The organism is Pseudomonas akapageensis (assembly GCF_011355085.1).
Classification (GTDB): Bacteria; Pseudomonadota; Gammaproteobacteria; order Pseudomonadales; family Pseudomonadaceae; genus Aquipseudomonas; species Aquipseudomonas akapageensis.
Window position 1 is genome coordinate 1 of record NZ_VXCP01000077.1, and the last position, 1556, is coordinate 1556.

Below are 1556 nucleotides of genomic sequence, written 5' to 3' on the forward strand. Positions count from 1 at the left end.
GACGCCGTGGCGATCAGTCATCAGGGCGTCAGCGTCAGTTACGCCGAACTGGAACAGCGCGCCAACCAACTGGCCCATCGTTTGATCGGGCTGGGCGTCGGCACCGACGTGCTGGTGGGCGTGGCCCTGCCGCGTTCGCCGGAGCTGATCGTGGCCTTGCTGGCCGTGCTCAAGGCCGGCGGCGCCTACGTGCCGCTGGACCCGGATTACCCGGCCGAGCGTCTGGCCTACATGGTCGAGGACTCGGGCCTGCAGCAGGTGATCAGCCTGTCGAGCCTCGATCTGCAGTTGCCGGTGCAGGTGCTGGCGCTCGATACCCTGGACCTGTCCGCCGAGGCGCTCAGCGCACCGCTGGTGGCGATCGACCCGGAGCAACTGGCCTACGTGATCTACACCTCGGGTTCGACCGGCAAGCCGAAGGGCGCGCAACTGACCCAGCGCAACGTCGAGCGATTGTTCCAGGCCACCCAAGGCGATTTCGGCTTCAACCAAGATGACGTCTGGACCCTGTTCCACTCCTACGCCTTCGACTTCTCGGTGTGGGAGATCTTCGGCGCGCTGGTCCACGGTGGTCGCCTGGTGATCGTGCCGTATTTCACCAGCCGTTCGCCGGAAGACTTCCTCGCGCTGCTGGCCGAGGAGGGCGTGACGGTGTTGAACCAGACGCCGTCGGCTTTCCGTCAGTTGACCCACCTGGCGGCGAAAAACGCGGCCGAACTGGCTCTGCGCTACGTAATCTTCGGTGGCGAAGCCCTGGAACTGGAAGCCCTGCGGCCCTGGTTCGAGCGCTATGGCGACCGCCAGCCGCAGCTGATCAACATGTACGGCATCACCGAGACCACGGTGCACGTGACCTACCGGGAAATCAGCTGGCAGGACCTTGCACACAACGGCCCGAGCCCGATCGGCCGGCCATTGGCCGACCTCAGCCTGCACGTGCTGGACGCCGACTTGAACCCGCAGCCGGTGGGCATTGCCGGTGAGCTGTACGTGGGTGGCGCCGGTCTGGCGCGGGGTTACCTGAACCGTCCCGAGCTGACCTCCGAACGCTTCATCGCCAGCCCGTTCGATGCGCAGCAACGCCTGTATCGCAGCGGCGACCTGGCGCGGCGCACGGCCGACGGTGGCCTGGAGTACCTGGGCCGGATCGACCAGCAAGTGAAGATCCGTGGCTTCCGTATCGAACTGGGCGAAATCGAAGCCCAGTTGCAGAGCCATCCGCAGGTCAGCGAAGCGGCGGTGCTGGTCAAGGACGGTGCCGGTGGGCAGCGCCTGGTCGGCTACGTGGCCAGTGCGGACCCGACGATTCAGGACAGCCTCAAGGCGCACCTGCACGAACGTCTGCCGGAATACATGGTGCCGGCGCAGATCGTGGTGTTGGCCACCTTGCCGCTGACGGTCAACGGCAAGCTCGACCGTCGCGCGTTGCCGGAGCCGGAGGCCGCCGCCGGCCGCGAATACCGCGCGCCGCAGACGGAAACCGAGCAGGCCGTCGCTGATATCTGGGCGCAGGTGCTGGAAGTCGAACGGGTCGGCCTCGATGACCACTTCTTCGA

1 protein-coding gene is annotated in these 1556 nt (G+C 66.3%); it reads left to right on the forward strand.

Annotation, left to right across the window (positions count from 1 at the left end):
- Positions 1-1556: amino acid adenylation domain-containing protein (locus tag F2S13_RS29000; RefSeq protein WP_166367312.1), on the forward strand; the 1556-nt coding region annotated here is incomplete at both ends.